General features: G+C 34.1%; 18 protein-coding genes. 2 read left to right on the top strand and 16 right to left on the bottom strand.

The window, feature by feature from the left end; genetic code table 11:
• Positions 1 to 292: 292 nt before the first annotated feature.
• Entirely contained in the window at positions 293 to 1204 is a 912-nt protein-coding gene (locus ACZSMY_RS08305) for a C40 family peptidase (RefSeq protein WP_042533134.1), read from the top strand.
• Between the two features lie 69 nt (positions 1205 to 1273).
• Here ACZSMY_RS08305 and ACZSMY_RS08310 read toward each other — a convergent pair whose 3' ends face one another.
• The 10 genes from ACZSMY_RS08310 to ACZSMY_RS08355 all read right to left on the bottom strand — a co-directional run bounded on the left by ACZSMY_RS08310 (position 1274) and on the right by ACZSMY_RS08355 (position 8614).
• The gene (locus tag ACZSMY_RS08310) at positions 1274 to 1513 is read right to left on the bottom strand and encodes a hypothetical protein (protein WP_042533132.1); all 240 of its coding nucleotides are present in this window, start codon (positions 1511 to 1513) and stop codon (positions 1274 to 1276) included.
• 528 nt (positions 1514 to 2041) lie between these two features.
• Positions 2042 to 2461, bottom strand: coding sequence for an arsenate reductase (thioredoxin) (arsC, locus tag ACZSMY_RS08315; protein ID WP_066186216.1), 420 nt, complete (start codon positions 2459 to 2461; stop codon positions 2042 to 2044).
• Positions 2462 to 2475: 14 nt separating this feature from the next.
• Positions 2476 to 3774: an arsenic transporter gene (locus tag ACZSMY_RS08320; protein WP_042533125.1), complete on the bottom strand. Its 1299-nt coding sequence runs from the start codon at positions 3772 to 3774 to the stop codon at positions 2476 to 2478.
• A 16-nt stretch (positions 3775 to 3790) separates the two neighbouring features.
• The gene (locus ACZSMY_RS08325) at positions 3791 to 4135 is read right to left on the bottom strand and encodes an ArsR/SmtB family transcription factor (RefSeq protein ID WP_042533123.1); all 345 of its coding nucleotides are present in this window, start codon (positions 4133 to 4135) and stop codon (positions 3791 to 3793) included.
• Between the two features lie 89 nt (positions 4136 to 4224).
• Positions 4225 to 4422, bottom strand: a complete 198-nt coding sequence (locus ACZSMY_RS08330; RefSeq protein ID WP_042533122.1) for a hypothetical protein — start codon at positions 4420 to 4422, stop codon at positions 4225 to 4227.
• A 58-nt stretch (positions 4423 to 4480) separates the two neighbouring features.
• Positions 4481 to 5827: an NAD(P)-binding domain-containing protein gene (locus ACZSMY_RS08335; RefSeq protein WP_235817428.1), complete on the bottom strand. Its 1347-nt coding sequence runs from the start codon at positions 5825 to 5827 to the stop codon at positions 4481 to 4483.
• A gap of 56 nt (positions 5828 to 5883) precedes the next feature.
• Complete coding sequence (locus tag ACZSMY_RS08340) at positions 5884 to 6930, bottom strand: flavin-containing monooxygenase (protein ID WP_042533120.1); 1047 nt, start codon at positions 6928 to 6930, stop codon at positions 5884 to 5886.
• 53 nt (positions 6931 to 6983) lie between these two features.
• Positions 6984 to 7433 carry a MarR family winged helix-turn-helix transcriptional regulator gene (locus tag ACZSMY_RS08345; protein ID WP_042533119.1) on the bottom strand — a complete coding sequence of 150 codons (450 nt, stop codon included), beginning with the start codon at positions 7431 to 7433 and terminating at the stop codon, positions 6984 to 6986.
• A gap of 96 nt (positions 7434 to 7529) precedes the next feature.
• Positions 7530 to 7622 (bottom strand): DUF961 family protein, encoded by a 93-nt coding sequence (locus tag ACZSMY_RS08350; RefSeq protein WP_434059225.1) that lies wholly within the window; start codon positions 7620 to 7622, stop codon positions 7530 to 7532.
• Positions 7623 to 8059: 437 nt separating this feature from the next.
• A complete protein-coding gene (locus ACZSMY_RS08355) occupies positions 8060 to 8614 on the bottom strand; it encodes an Ada metal-binding domain-containing protein (RefSeq protein WP_078059879.1) in 555 nt (184 codons plus the stop codon).
• Between the two features lie 123 nt (positions 8615 to 8737).
• On the opposite strand from ACZSMY_RS08355, the gene ACZSMY_RS08360 reads away from it, so the two are divergent.
• On the top strand, positions 8738 to 9691 hold the full coding sequence (locus ACZSMY_RS08360) for an arsenic resistance protein (protein ID WP_042533117.1): 954 nt from the start codon (positions 8738 to 8740) through the stop codon (positions 9689 to 9691).
• A gap of 360 nt (positions 9692 to 10051) precedes the next feature.
• Here ACZSMY_RS08360 and ACZSMY_RS08365 read toward each other — a convergent pair whose 3' ends face one another.
• From ACZSMY_RS08365 to ACZSMY_RS08390, 6 genes are all read right to left on the bottom strand, one after another.
• A complete protein-coding gene (locus tag ACZSMY_RS08365; protein WP_042533115.1) occupies positions 10052 to 11086 on the bottom strand; it encodes a flavin-containing monooxygenase in 1035 nt (344 codons plus the stop codon).
• 33 nt (positions 11087 to 11119) lie between these two features.
• Positions 11120 to 11740 (bottom strand): CadD family cadmium resistance transporter, encoded by a 621-nt coding sequence (locus ACZSMY_RS08370; RefSeq protein WP_042533113.1) that lies wholly within the window; start codon positions 11738 to 11740, stop codon positions 11120 to 11122.
• A 69-nt stretch (positions 11741 to 11809) separates the two neighbouring features.
• Positions 11810 to 13966, bottom strand: coding sequence for a heavy metal translocating P-type ATPase (locus tag ACZSMY_RS08375; protein WP_042533111.1), 2157 nt, complete (start codon positions 13964 to 13966; stop codon positions 11810 to 11812).
• Complete coding sequence (locus ACZSMY_RS08380; RefSeq protein WP_042533109.1) at positions 13959 to 14327, bottom strand: ArsR/SmtB family transcription factor; 369 nt, start codon at positions 14325 to 14327, stop codon at positions 13959 to 13961. The genes ACZSMY_RS08375 and ACZSMY_RS08380 overlap by 8 nt, the downstream gene beginning before the upstream one ends.
• Positions 14328 to 14690: 363 nt before the next feature.
• A complete protein-coding gene (locus ACZSMY_RS08385) occupies positions 14691 to 14927 on the bottom strand; it encodes a hypothetical protein (RefSeq protein ID WP_042533107.1) in 237 nt (78 codons plus the stop codon).
• A 266-nt stretch (positions 14928 to 15193) separates the two neighbouring features.
• A complete protein-coding gene (locus ACZSMY_RS08390; protein ID WP_042533105.1) occupies positions 15194 to 16105 on the bottom strand; it encodes a conjugal transfer protein in 912 nt (303 codons plus the stop codon).
• Between the last annotated feature and the right edge of the window lie 14 nt (positions 16106 to 16119).

Genomic DNA, 16119 nt, shown 5'->3' on the forward strand with positions numbered 1-16119 from the left:
AAGCTAAAGACAGTTGTTTTCAAAACGTTTCCTTCTTCTATCAATTTTTTAGAACTTTACGAGGTACACGAAAGAGGCTTCATAAAAATAAAATACTGTCGATTATTGTTATAATCTTTATACAATACTGTAACATATGATCACATTTTGTAATCTTTATGTAATTTTTTTATGATTTCTATTGTGATATGCACATGCTAAAATCTATTTAAGAGCGAAAAATCTATTACATAGAATTTCAAACTTAACTACAAAATAACTAGAATTTCTAACATTAAAAGGAGGAACACTTATGGCAACACCCAATCTTAGAGTGAAAAAATATGTACTTTCAAGTGCACTTGCTACTTCTATAGCATTAACTCCATTTTTAGGAGATAGTGTGTTTGCAAGCGCTGGCGAAGGCTCTTCTAAAGGCGATATTTCTATTGAAGAAAGCAACTTATCCAATTTTCAAGTAGAGCAGCAACCACCAACTACAACTGAAATTGTAAACACATCTATACTCCAACAAGGCAGTGTAGGATCTGAGGTAGAACATGTACAAAATACTCTACAATCACTTGGTTACTATTCTTATCAAGTAGATGGGGTTTTTGGTGATATTACTGCACAAGCAGTGAGAGATTTCCAAGCGGATCAAGGTTTGCAAGTAGATGGTATTATTGGGTCAAATACAAAGAATGCATTAGCATTACCTGCTGATACACCTTCTTTACCTCAAGACACCATATCTGAGACTAATGATGAGGAACTTGCCCTTGAAGAGACTGGAAATTCCAATGAATTAACTAACACAAATGTATCTAGTGAATCAAGCGAATCGGCAGCTATTTCCCCTAGTCATGATAATATTGTTGCTGCAGCAGAGAGTGTTCTCGGAACACCTTATGTATGGGGTGGAACTACTGCTTCCGGATTAGATAGTAGCGGTTTTATTCAATATGTATTTAATCAAGTAGGCATTGATGTTGCTCGTACACACCGTGATAATTGGGTAAATACTGGTGTACGTGTTAACTCTCCTAGTGTGGGGGATGTTGTATTCTTTGAAGGTACTTATGACGTACAAGGTGCGTCCCATAGCGGTATCTATATTGGAAACAATCAAATGATTCATTCCGGAGATAATGGGGTTGTCGTAGCAGATATTAGCATTGATTACTGGCAAAGTCACTATATTGGTGCAAAATCTTATAGATAATAAAAAACGATTGAAACAAAAAATGAGCCATCATAATTTGATGGCTTTTATAATACTCTCACACTTTTGTCAATTTTCTATTTTTATTTGCTTCTCTATACAAATAATACTATTCATGATAGCTCTCTGCTCTTGTTCTAATAAGTTAATTATTTTTATTAATTCAGGAATAGCATGATCTACCGTATACAGGTCATCTGCCATCAAACAGTAAGTGACCTTAACCAATTTTTCTTCCATTTCCGCAAAATACAATTTCCGATTCAATTCATGTGTTAATAAGCGGCCTTTTTCATTATCTTTAACCATCTAATTCCTCCTTCAATTAACCTATTTCCTAGCACATACACATAATTTTATTTAATTATATCGTGCCTTAAAACGGAAAGTCAGCATAAAAAAGGAATTTAAAACAAGTATTCGTTTAACTGCATAAGGCAGACCTATAAATAAAAAACAATGAATCCATGTGGGTTTCCTATTATTAGAATCATCTTTTTTATCTAGTTATAACGAAGAATAATAAAAAATGATTATTTTCACTCTATAATCAACCAGTTCCTATCTTTCTCCAAGGTCAATTCATACTGTGAAAATTGCACTGCCTTTATTGTCTAATCTAAATATCTCACTGTTACCCAGGCCTTTATTTGGTTCTCTTTATACAGGGTTGATTAACTCAGAAAAAGCATATTCTTGATCAATTAAGGGCAAAGCATTATCTTTTACATAATAGGCAAGTTCACTAGATAACATATATTTTTTATGAAACGATTCCTCTTTATTCTACAATCATCTAGTTTTCACCTTTCAATATGAAATAAACATATACATATACTATTCTCCTGTTTCAGCAAAACGTTTGATTCTTTTCCCTATTTCATCACGAACCCGTTGAAATACAATCCATTTTTCTTCTTCATTCCCTTGAGCTTTGGCTGGATCATCAAAACCCCAATGGTCACGTTTCACTTGTGGCGGTGTCATTGGACATTTATCCGCAGCGTCTCCGCATAAAGTGACTACAAAGTCCGCATTGTTTAAGATTTCCGGGTCGATAATATCAGATGTTTGGTTCGAAATATCAATATTGACCTCTTGCATTGCCTTTACTGCATTGGGATTTAAACCATGTGCCTCAATACCTGCACTTTTCACTTCCCAAGCATCTCCAAGATATTTTTTCGCCCAGCCTTCAGCCATTTGGCTTCTGCAAGAGTTTCCAGTGCATAAGAAATAAATTGTTTTTTTAGACATAATCATTCTCCTTGTTAAAATAGAATCAGTGTTAAATATAGTCCTACTAATGTAATCAATAAGATAGGAAGGGTTAAAATAATACCTGTTTTAAAATAAGTTCCCCATGAAATCTTAACGCCTTTTTGTGATAATACATACAGCCATACTAATGTTGCCAGAGAACCAATCGGTGTGATTTTGGGACCTAAATCTGATCCAACTACATTCGCATAAATAAGTGCTTCACGTAACACACCAGATGTATTTGTTTCCGCAATGGCTAATGCATTAATCATTACGGTAGGCATGTTATTCATAATGGAGGATAGGAATGCTGCAATAAATCCCATGGCAACCGTTCCAACAAATAAACCTTGGTCAGCTACGGTTTGAATCATACTTGCAAGTGCCGATGTAAGCCCTGCATTCCCTAATCCATAGACCACCACGTACATTCCAATGGAGAAGAATACAATATTCCATGGTGCCCCTTTAATTACTTCTTTTGTATTAACAGCGGTACTGCGTCTTGCCATCAAAATAAAGAAAATCGCAATGACCCCAGCAATAATAGAAACAGGTACATTAACAAATTCACTCGTAAAGTACCCAATTACTAATATACCAAGTATAAGCCATGATAGGCGAAACATTTTTAAGTCCCTGATCGCCTCATTTGGTGTTCTTAATTTTGATACATCATAATCTCTAGGTATGTTTTTTCTAAAATAAATTAATAATACCGAAATCGTTGCGATTAAAGAGAATAAATTTGGAATAATCATTCTTGAAGCATATTCGACAAAACCGATACCAAAGAAATCGGCTGAAACGATGTTAACTAAATTACTAACAATAAACGGTAAAGATGTCGTATCAGCGATAAACCCACTTGCCATGATAAATGGAAAAATCATTTTTTCTTTGAAATTCAAATGACGTACCATCGCAAGTACAATCGGTGTTAGAATGAGTGCTGCACCATCATTCGCAAATAAAGCTGCGACAATTGCACCCAAAATGCTAATATATACAAACATCTTTATTCCATGCCCTTTTGCTATCCGTGCCATATGTAATGCTGCCCATTCAAATAATCCAATTTCATCTAATACTAATGAAATAAGAATAATGGCGACAAATGATAATGTTGCATTCCAAGTGATGCCAATAACTTCAAGTACATCACTAAATCCCACTACTCCTACGAGTAAAGCAATAATAGCTCCTCCCATGGCAGACCATCCAATATTTAAATTCTTTGGCTGCCAAATGACTAGGACTAGGGTTAAAACAAATATTATAATGGCGAGTATAAGTGTTGCTGACAAAATAAGACCTCCAAACCTAACAACAAGAAATTCGTGTGCCTTTCTCTTCCAGTTCTTTTAATTTATCATCTTGATCGGGTAATTGATTCAAAATCGGTTTGATAAATGAATAATACTCACTCTTACTATTAACCGTATAAAATATCCATTGTCCTTTTCTTTCTTCCTTCACTAACCCCAAATCTTTCAGTTTGCGTAAATGTTGGCTAATGGATGGTTGACTGGACTGAAATATTTCAACGAACTCACAAACACAACAAGTTTGTTCATTAATTAATTTCAGCATAGTCAGCCTTGTTTTATCGCCAAGTAATTTTAAAATACCAGCAGCTTTCTCCAATTCAATTGTAGTTTGCAGCATTTAAATCCCCCTTTTTATGAAATAATAATATAAGTATATAACTATACACTTATATATTCAAATAAAAAAATTTAGTGCAATCTTATTTCCTATTCTTTTAATTCCTCATAGGCTTCCATAAAATGTTGAAAAGAAATGTTTCCAAACGTATTTTCATCATTGCGAAATAGACGATCAAACGTGATTTCCTTTGCCTTCTCTAAAGTACATTGTCTGCTGTTCATAAGCAAAGAAAAATATGCCATAAAGTATTCTTTGCTTAAATCTCCGCCTTTATTAATAATCATTCAGACCACCTCCAAAAAGGGAGGGAAAGTAAATGATACTTTCCCTTTGTTTTTTATTTCAGCAACACGAATTGGCAGCATTTAAATTCGTACTACATACACCAGTTTCAGGTAATTCCAGTTCGACTTTCTCAGAGGCTTCATAATCCCCCGATAAATAAGCTACAATGGATCGAACCTGTTCATGTCCAGTTGCCATTAGGAATGTTGGTGCCCGACCATAACTTTTTGCTCCCACGATATAAAAATCCTTTTCAGGTTGTCGCAATTCTTTTTCTCCATGCGGGCGTACTGTTCCGCAACTGTGTATATTTGGATCAATTAAAGGTGCAAGGTCTTTAACACTTTCTGTTGCTGTATCAATACGGGTTCTCAGCTCACTTGAATTGGAGAAGTCTGGACGATTGCCAGTATTAACAACCATCTCATCTATATCTGAAATCGTTGTTAACTCTCCTTTCGATTCTCCTATAAGCTCTATTTTGCCTTCTTTTTCATGTATACGTTGAATTCTAAAAGGAGTAATTACTTCAAATGTATTTGCATCTACTAAATTGTGTATATGACTTCCTAATGCTCCTCTTGCCTCAAGTGCATCCAGTTCTTCTCCTCCAAATGCATCTTTTACGCTGTTTTTCCTTAAAATCCATATAATTTCCGTTGCAGGATGTTCTTCTTTTAATTTTGCTAATTCCAATAACGAATTAATAGCAGAATGACCACTTCCGACAACAGCAACACGTTTGTTTAGATAACGGTCCTTATCTTTACCAAGAATATCTGGAATGCCATAGAAAATTTGATTTTTTATATCTTTCTCTTCTTTTAACCATATTCCATTTGAATTTGCAGGATTAGGGTTTCCCCAAGTTCCGGTCGCATCTATGACTGCTCTTGCTTCAAATTGTACCAGTTCGTTACCTTGTTCTGCATAAATCACAAAAGGTTGTTGATCTCGATTAGCTGTTTTCATTTTATCTGTATTTTTGCGGCTAATGGAAATAACCTTAGTATTCATAAACAAAGAATTTTTGATTTCTGGTGTATTCGATAACGGTTTTAAGTATTGGTCAACTAACTCTTTACCAGTAGGTAATTCATTTTGATTCGGTACATTCCAATCTTGTTTTTTAAGAAGCTTCAATGCCGTCTTATCAATATTATATTTCCAAGGTGAAAAGACTTGGACATGCCCCCATGTTAAAATATTCTCTCCCACTTTAGAGCCGGATTCTAATAAAATAAAAGGTTGGTCGTAACTAACTAAATGGGCTGTCGCGGCAAGACCTACTGGTCCAGCACCAATGACTGCAATAGGTAAATGTTTGTTATATTGATGATTGCTTACTTGTTGTAGTTCTTCTTGCGGTTGACAACAATTTGTTTTAATTTCTATAGGTTTCACGTTCATCATCCTCCTAAATTTTCACTAATTATTTCTCCATTGTTATCCTATCTTCTTTATAAATTCTGTTTTATATGCTTTATTACGAACTTACTATCAGAGCCTCCCCCTCTTAATGTCGCAGAAGAAAAAGATCGTTGCCCTTCAAGTCCAACATAATAAAGTCCGGGAGTATTTTGACTGATACCAGCTTTCTGTAGTGGTCTTCCCTCCACATCAAATTTTTCTATTGTCTTTAGATATCCAAAATCAGAACGATATCCTGTAGCGAAAATCACAGTGTCTACAGGCTCTTGGTTGCCTTCTGACCAGACAACACCATCAGAATAGAAACGTTCGAACATCTTTTTTTGATTAGGGTTACCAACTTCTAACTTTTCTTTGTATCCAGCCAAATCAACTGTTGAGCTAGGAATTGGAACTGCTTTTCCGAACCTCCAGAAAGGAAACTTATCAAAGCCGATTGCCTTCACCCAATAGTGTAAATCTATTCCTAATATTTTTTGTTTTACTAACTGCACAGACTTACGAACTGCAAGTGTAGTGTTACTCACTTCTGATAATTCCATAGCAATCTGAACAGCTGAGTTTCCACTTCCAACAACGATTACTCTTTGACCAATATACTGATCAGGCTTTTGATAGGAAGAAGAATGAAGATAATTGCCACGAAAAGTATTCATGCCATTCATTTGTGGTAAATAAGGATTATGAAAAGAACCGGTAGCATTAATAATCGTTTTTGCTTTATAGGATTTTCCGTCAGAAGTTTCAATAGAAAATCCTTTTTGGTTACGACTGACCTCATAAACCCGTTGATTAGTTAAGATGGGCAATTTAAAACGTTTGGTGTAGGTGTTCAAGTAACTTATAACATCTTTTTTGGTTGGATAACCTCGCTTGTCATTTTTCATTCTCATGCCTGGTAAAGAAGATAAACGTGCAGGAGAAAAGAGCTTTAAACTATCATAATAATAAGACCATGAACCAGTTGCTTGCGTATTTGCCTCAAGTATTAAATAATTCAATCCGTATTTTGTTAAGTAATACCCCGACGCAAGGCCAGCCTGTCCTCCACCAATGATGATAGAGTCATAAATCATTTTGTTCCTCCTTTTATTTGCAAAATGCAAGCATTATTTTTTTATAAATTTATCTATCTTGGAGCAGGAGCACAGCAAGAACCAATTTTACCCATTGTATTATTAAGTAGCTGAATAGAGCGAAGCACCGTTTCTTTTTCAAAATCAGTCATATGGGCAAATATTTCTTCTAAATAAGTATTTATCTGTTCGTCAATGATTTCAGCTATATTCGTTCCTTCCGCCGTTAACTCAAGCGTATGAATACGGCGATCATTTAGACTTGGTGTCTTATTAACTAAATTCATTTTTATTAAAGATTGAACCTGACGACTAAAAGTAGTAATATCCGTCCCTAAGGCTTCTGCAACTTCTTGGACAGACGGAGCGAGTTGACGATTGATTTCATAAAGAATATGGCTTTGAATTAATGAGATATCAAGTCCATCTGCTGAACAACAATTTTTATTCAAAAGACCAAATCGACGTGTTATCATTTGAAAAAGGTCACGAGTATTTTCCATATTTAAATCACCTCTTTTATTTGTTATACAATATTTATTTGCAAAATGCAAGTAAATTTTATTAATTGAACTTTAATAGGTTAAAGTTTAACATAATCAAGTTGCCATAGCATGTAAAATGTAATTTGTAAAACCATGATCTTCGATTGTATAACCTTCTGCGGTAATATGTGCATTGACTAATTTTATTTCTCGTTCGGCTTTTAAAAATTGTTCTTCAACTTCTTACTTCAATATCATCCGCTCGCTAAATATCCCAATAAAGGTTATAGCGTCGAAAAAATGTTTTCATATGTAAGTTAATGCAACTTTGTTCATCTGACCTTCTCCTGCAATTCCATAGTTCCAAAGTTTTTTTCCATGTTCGGAATCACATATTTTAATTACATCTAGATTACCTCTTTTCTTCATAATTTTATTTTTCATTTAATAGAGCTACAAAAAAACTAGAACAAGGAGAGGACGAGAATGAGAAACGTTCATTGTAAATCACTCCTATTATTTTTTAGCTAACATCAAAAAAGCCATCTGTCGGTTAATACCGATCAAATGACGTTTTAAGTGTATTTATTGGTTTTGTAATAAAGGTTTATAATTCTATAAAAACATGTAGTCTGTTTTGATTACTATTGTTTTTCCAATAATGAATTTCTATAATTAGTTGGCGAGACTCCCTGATGTCTTTTAAACTTTACAGAGAATTGAGTACTGTCACTATACCCAACTTCTAAGGCAATATCTGTTATTGATAATTCTTTAAAGAAAAATAACCTTTTGGCTTCTTCCATTCTTAGTTCGTGTATATAATTTAAGGGAGTTTTTCCCTTTATTTCTTTAAAACTACGTTGTATATAGTAGGGATTTTTATTCAAAATATTACCTAGCAATTTTAAAGTTATCTTTTCTTTATAGTGTTCTTGTATATATTTCAGTACATCTTTTGTGATTTCCTCTTTATATCCTAGCCAATCCATTTGATTTGACTTACATCTAGTACAAGGTCTGAATCCTTCGTTAATAGCTGAATTTAAATCTTTATAGATAATGACATGTTTTGGGTTAGGAGTTCTAGCTGTACAAGAAGGACGACACACTGTTTTGGTTGTCGATAAGGCATAATAAAACATACCATCATATTTTTCATCGTTATTTTTGATTGCTTTCCATTGTTCCTTGTTCAATTCAATCTCTCCTTCTAAATTCGGAGTCAATATCTATAATGCTATATTTTAAAAGTTCATGTACAGTTAAAACAAAAGGTCGGTTGTGCACATCTACCTCCATTATGTGAAGGAGATTATTATATGAATTTTATTGAAAAATTTCAATCCGTAGTGATTTTGATAGCTGTAGGAGTAGGACTATTTTTAGGACAGTATAGTATCTTTGAAAAGAATGCAGAAACTTTTATTCTTCCATTTTTATTATTCATGCTGTATGGGTTATTTTTAACTATTCCATTACAAAACCTTAAAGCTGCTTTAAAAAACGTAAAATTCTTAGGTACAAGTACTGTACTTAATTTTGTATGGACACCAATGTTAGCATGGGGATTAGGAGCAATTTTTTTATCTGATCATCCAGCTTTATGGCTCGGTTTTATTTTATTTCTTGTTACTCCATGTACAGATTGGTATTTAATCTTTACATCCATTGCGAGAGGGAATATGTCTCTTTCCACATCGGTATTACCAGTTAACTTAATTTTGCAAGTTATGTTGCTGCCGGCTTATTTATTCATTTTTGCAGGCACAATGGAGACAGTTGGGTTATCCACTATAATAGAAAGTATCATCTTTGTCTTATTTGTCCCATTTTTACTAGCCAATATAACACGTTATTTATTTAATAAGAAGAAGGCATTCTTAGAAAAGAAATTAATTCCATTTTTTTCCTTATCACAAATTGTATTTTTGTGTTTAGCTATTGTAGCAATGTTTGCCTCGCAAGGCTATTATTTAATAAATAATTTGGAAGTGATCTTTTTAATCCTTATTCCACTTTTACTATTTTTCATAATAAACTTTTTTGTTGCTCAAACGGTAGGAAAAGTATTTAAGTTTAGCTATGAAGATACAGTAAGTTTAAATATGACAACTATTGCAAGAAATTCACCTGTTGCTTTAGCAATAGTAGTAACAGCTTTCCCAGACCAACCACTAATTGCTCTTGCACTTATAATTGGTCCCTTAATAGAATTACCAGTATTGGCGATAGTATCTCAAAGTTTATTGAGAATTAGAAAACTAGTAAAGTAAATGTTCTTTAGTTTAATGTAAGAATAATCTCCTTTCGAGGTTCTATATTTTCTTATCTCATCTTTCTATTTATTAAATTGCATAAAAAGAGAGAACCGATAGCAAAGAAAGTTCACATTAAATCACTTGATTTCTCATTAGATAATCACACTTAAAACGTCATTTGAACGGTATTTACCGACAGATGACGTTTTAGGTGTGATTATAGATATATGTAATTTTCTTTACATCTATTCAAATCTATAGCTTTTACTGACCTTAAGTTACTGCCTATATATACATGTTATAATTAATAGCAAATTTAACTATAATGAAAGTTTCCTTAATTTGCTCATAATAATATCTCGATAGTTTTTGCTTTTACATTTCTTGCTGCTGAATTTTTTCAGCTATATATTTTGCATCATCACTAACACCATATAGAAGGGCTGAGCTTCTTTTACTCTGCCAGCTTAGCCCTATGAAATACAATCCAACTACATTAGTAACACCAAAACAGTGTAACGGTCTCCCGTGACTACTTAAAGCTCCTTCGATTTGTATCCATGAATAATCATTGCGATAACCAGTTGCCCATATCACATTTTGAACCTGTTTAGATATACCATTATTAAAGCATGCCTTACCTTCTTTAATTTCTATTAGCCTGCCTACGATTTCTACATTTTTTTTAACCGTTTTATAGTCATTTCCTATTAACGGCTCTCTTTCCCTTAATATTTTTCCTATAAAAGAATTTGGCTTTGCCCGACCAATTCGGAATTTTTCTAACCACCAAAAGAGACTTCTTCCAGCAATAACCTGAGGAACACTTTTCATTGGTTTACTTTGGGACAATGTAACCTGATGTGTTTTATTTAATTCCGCCGCAATTTGAACGCCTGTATTACCTGCACCTATGATTAAAACATTACCTTTAGGTATTTGGGAAGGGTTACGATATTTAGAAGCATGGATATCAAAACTTGCTGTACCATCATGAATGTTTGGAACAAAAGGATTGTAAAAAGCTCCAGTGGCAACAACTATTTGTTTAGCTTTATACGTTTTACTTTGAGTGATTACTGAGAACTTTTTCTCCCCATTTTTTGATAGTTTTATGACTTTTTCATTATGAACTATCGGCAAGTCATTCTTTATTCTAAATACGTTTAAGTAATCTGCCATTTCATTTTTATCTGGAAAGCCTTTTGGATCTCCTCGAACATGAAACCCATGTAATTGGCTGTAATTCCTAGGAGTAAATAAGCGTAATGAATCATAACGTTTTCGCCAAGAAATGCCCGTTTGCTCATTCTCATCAATAATTATAAAACTTACATTTTTCTGTTTTAGCGAATATCCCATAGCTAACCCTGCTTGCCCTCCACCAATTACAATAACTTCATATTCCATTGAATATCTCCCTATAAGAAATATTTTTATCTTCTAATTTGAGAAAATCGAAAATAATGCGCTGAAGGTGCCATTCTCCATCATAATATAAATCCCTAAACCTATGAAAACAATCGGGACAATCCAGCGTTCATATTTCTCAATTTTCTCTGAGATATATTTCATAGATGCCATTTGATAGCTGACATAACATAAGACCCCCACCATGATGAAAAAGACGAGACTGACAACTGCAATTTCAACTATATTTAATGTTGTAAAATACGGAATATAAATGGAAAAGTCATCAGCACTAGAAGCTAATACAATAAAGGTGACAGTTAGAAATAGTTGATTAAATCGTTCAGATGATAAAAGAGATAAAATGTTGCTCTCATCTGAATCTTCCTCACCCTTAAGCCATACTTTTATACCTAAATATATTGGTAATAGTCCAAGCAAGCCTATAACCCACTGTTGTGGAATAAAGTTTGCACCGAAAGCTGCCAACAAACTTATCAATATAATGATTGCTGTACCTAAATATTGCCCTACAATGATATGCTTTGTTTGCTTTTGTTTAACTGACTGCGTAAACAAAAGCATTAAAATAATTAAATAATCAATTCCTGTCGCTATATAAACTACAATAGCAGATAAGACTGTTGTACCCATTAGCATGCACCCGCTTAATTTTAAATATAATCTTGAAGGGCTCCCGATGTATAGAGAGCTCTGTTCATTTTATTCTTTTACCCTCATAAGCCTCAATCCATTTAAAGCAACTAAAAGGGTTGCTCCCATATCAGATAGAATGGCAATCCACAGAGTTAACCAACCCGGAATAACCAACAGTAAGGCCACTATTTTAATAGCAATAGCAAAGGTAATGTTCGCTTTGATGATATTTAGTGTTTTACGACTGAGTTTAACAGTAAACGGAAGCTTTCTTAAATCATCACCCATAAGAGCAACATCTGCCGTTTCAAGTGCTGTATCTGTACCAGCACCGCCCATTGCTATTCCAACTGAAGAAGCTGCTAATGCTGGGGCATCATTGACACCATCACCAACCATGGCTACATTACCATACTCCGCTCTCAATTGTTTAATATAGTCCAATTTATCCTGCGGCATTAATTCTGCTTGAATATCAGATACGCCTACGTGTGTACCGATTGCATCAGCAGTACCTTTATTATCACCAGTCAACATAATTGTCTTTTTGAGACCTAACTGATGTAACTTTTGAATCACATGTTTGCTGGTTTCACGTACTTCATCAGCAACTGCAATAACGGCAAGTATATTTTCTTCCGTTCCAATAATCATGGCCGTTTTCCCTTGATTTTGAAGATTTTTAACCTTATCTTCAAAATCTTGGCTAAAATCAGGAACAAATAATTCCTTGAAGAGTTTTGGGCTTCCTATATAATAGGTTGTTCCTTTTACAATTCCTTTTATACCCCGGCCTGTAATAGAAGAAAAGTCTGTTACACTTATATCTGAGTACGGGATATTTTCTTGCTCTGCTTTTTTCATAATTGCTGAAGCAAGAGGGTGTTGCGAACGGTATTCAAGCGCTGTAATGATGGAAAGCAGCTCTTTCTCTTCTACCTGTTTATTTAATAAGTTAAAATCTGTTACAACGGGAACGCCTTTCGTGAGTGTTCCTGTTTTATCAAATGCAATGGCTTTTAATCCGCCTATTTCTTCTAAGTAGACACCGCCTTTGACCAGAACACCTTTTTTTGCAGCATTGCCGATTGCTGAAACAATCGAAATGGGAGTCGAAATAACCAACGCACAAGGACATCCAACAACCAGCGTGGCTAGACCTAGGTACACCCAGTTCCCCCAACTTCCATCAAAGAATAAAGGCGGCACGATAGCTACTAATGCTGCAATAACCATAATGCTTGGCGTATAATATTTAGCAAATTTATCCACAAAAGCTTGAGACGGCGCACGTTCTCCTTGCGCTTCCTCCACTAAATGGATAATTTTTGATATCGTTGTGTCTTCAACAAGCTTTGTAATTTTGACCTCAAGCAGCCCTTCTTCATTAAGCGTTCCTGCAAATACTTCATCGTCAACGGCTTTTTCAACAGGAACCGATTCGCCTGTTATCGCTGCTTGGTTAATAGACGAATATCCATTTACAATGACACCATCCATAGCAATTTTTTGCCCTGGTTTAACAAGCATAATATCCCCAATTGCAATATCATTTACATGAATAGTTATTTCTTGTCCATTCCGTCTGACAATAGCTTCCTTTGGTGCAATATCCATTAATGAATGGATGGATTGCCTTGCTCTATCCATGGAAAACCGTTCCAGCGCTTCACTAATAGCAAAGAGTATAACGACAATGGCAACCTCCGCCCATTCCCCAATAATGACACCACCGATTACAGCAACTGTCATGAGGGTTCTCATGTCAAACTGGAATCGAATTAAGTTTTGCAAACCCACTCTAAACAGCGATAATCCGCCTACTAACATAGATGTGATAAATAACAATGCTGTAACGATATTTTCATTTCCGTTTACAAACATAGAAAGGAAACCGAAAGCCATAAATAAGGTCGAGTACAGTAATGTACTATGTTTTTTATAAAATGGAATTTTTTCCTCCTTATCAAGCTCTTCACTTTTTGGGTCTTTCCCTCCATATTCAGCAGTCACCTTAAGATTTTCAAAAGCTCCTGCTTTTTCTAGATCCTCTGTTGTTGCTTCCCCGTAAACGGAAATTTTAGAGGCTCCAAAGTTTACTTTGGCCTCTTGTACACCTTCTAATGCTTTTACGTTATCTTCAAAGGTTTGGGCACAGCTTGCACAACTAAACCCTTGCACACGATAAGTGCTCATTGTTTCTTTCGGTAATGATTCAGACATTTGCTTCCACTTCCTTCTTCTGAACCAGCGTAATGGCCATTAATTGTTTAATTTGTTCATTCTCCAATGAATAAAATGCTAATTTTCCTTCCTTGCGATATGTCACAATTTCTTGTTTATGAAGAGTTCGTAAATGATGAGAAGCTGTAGCTATCGAAGAACCAATAATGTTGGCGATGTCACATACACATAACTCGTCCTCTTGACATAGAGCATAGGAAATCTTTGCTCTATTTTCATCTGCAAGTATTTTAAATAATCGAGAAATACTATAAATATCATGTTGTAGCAAATCTTCTTGTATTCGATTGACTTTTTCTTCGTCATAACAAAAAATTTCACACATATCTTTATTACTCATTTTCTTCACTCCATTACATTCAAATGTTTATTTGATTATAGTATAGTCCTTTTCTTCTAATCATTCAAGTATTTATTTGAATATCATGAAGGATAAATTTCTTTCAATTATTAAATCTTGGAATATGAGTTTCCTACCCAACCAAAATAAGTATTGATAATTTGCTTTATGACTCCTCACAAATGGCATATTTATTTACATTAGAATAAATCATTGATTTTAAGTAATTAAGATGTTAAGAAAATATATGAAATTTGGTTGTATAAAGCGATCACCACTTGTCTAGTACCAAACAGAGCAAGTGATGATCGCTTATACATTTTTTCATACTCTTTATACAAAATTTCTTTTATTTCTATATTACTATGCTCGACCATCAGAATCCTCTAATCGTCCAATTTCATTCATTATTGCCCGTTTTTCTAGTTCTAATTGGTCAATTATCTTAATTAATTCAGGAATAGCATGATCTACCGTATATAGATCATCTGCCATTAGGCAATAGGTGACTTTAATTAATTTTTCTTCTATTTCTGCAAAATATAACTTTCGATTTAACTGATGAGCAAGTAGATTCCTTTCTGTTTTTTTAAATAACATCAAATCCTTACTATTTTTTAATCATACATTGTGAAAAAATGTTTAATCAATTATACTGTGCCCTCTAGTATAAAGTCAGCACTTAAGGAGATTTTGATATAACCACACTCTATAATCTATAGACAACAATTTAGTGTTAAAAAACTATCCATTCACTAAACTTCATGGTGAGCATTTAAATCTGATAATAACAAATGGCAATCATCACCTATTTATTGTAGATTGAACAGGTAGTGATTCTTTATACTTTCCGGCTAAAAATCTTCTTATTCAACAACCATCCAGTTAGAATCTTTCTCTAATGTGAGGTCATATTGTGAAAGTTGTGTTGCTTTTGTGGTATTATCCAAATACTTTACAGTAACCCATACTTTAATTTGATTATCTTGTTCTTGAAATACTGGATTTACAAGCTCAGAAAACGTATAATCTTTTTCAATGGCTGGTAAGGCATTGTTCTTCACATAATAAGCAAGTTCTTGATTCGTTGCTGTTGGGTAAGAGGAAAAGAACGTCACTAAAAACTCCATGACTTCTTCTGCCGTTTCTGATTCTACCGTTCCATCACTTTCCACTTGTTCTGGTGTAAAATTAGATTTTTCGGGCTTATTCCACAGAGTAGGGTTTTGCGTAATGACCAGATTCTTTTGTTCATCTTGATAGAGTACAATACGATAAGTTGAACTTGTTAATGAGCTGTCTTTATCTTCCATGATTTCTTGCTGTACGGAATAAATGACGGAAAACGTATTTTCTGTTTCTTCCGTTATTGACCAAATATTTATATCTTTTACAGTAGAACTAGTAGGAATATCCTCTCGAATCATATCACTATTTAAAGCTTGCAATTCTTCGGTTAAATAATCTTTCAATTTTTCGGTTCGTTCTTCCAATGCTTCAGTTTCATTTTCCCAAGAATAGTAGTCTGTTACAAAGTTTCTTGTAAAACTTTCAATGGCAGTTGTATCTTGAATACGGCTTTCTATAATTTCTCTTTCATGGATCGTATGCTGGTCAATCGCTGTAAAGTTTTTGTAGATCCCAAACGCAAGACTACTAAGAAGCAATATCCATAAAAACAACACGGATTTTTTTCGTTTCCCAATCGTTCTTACTTTTATCTTTTTCGTTTTCTTCGGGTTTTTTTGCTTTTCTTTTATACTAAAAGGCAGCTTCATGTTATCCCAACCTT

It is taken from the genome of Oceanobacillus sp. B139/18 (assembly GCF_055524595.1).